Annotated in this window: 1 protein-coding gene; it reads right to left on the bottom strand. The window is 31.3% G+C overall.

Going from position 1 to position 217, the window contains the following annotated elements; all coding sequences use genetic code 11:
- On the bottom strand, positions 1-217 hold a 217-nt coding region (locus FUA24_RS23230), incomplete at both ends, for a QueG-associated DUF1730 domain-containing protein (protein ID WP_148545716.1).

The following is a 217-nucleotide window of genomic DNA, read 5'->3' as shown; positions in this document are numbered from 1 at the left end:
CTCCAATTTCATCGTGTATAAAATGTAAAAGTGCTTTTAATTTATCTTTTATAACAAAATGATAATCGGTTCCGTAAGCGTATTTAGAAAGTTTAAGGGTACTATCTGTTTGAGTTTCTTCAGGAAAATAGTTTAGTAAAAGAGACACCACACTTTTTGATCCTTCAACCAACTTTGTTGGGTCTAAACGCTTATCAAAATGGTTTTCCATATAACG

The sequence above is a fragment of the Seonamhaeicola marinus genome, assembly GCF_008085455.1.
This window is presented reverse-complemented; position numbering and strand designations above follow the sequence as displayed.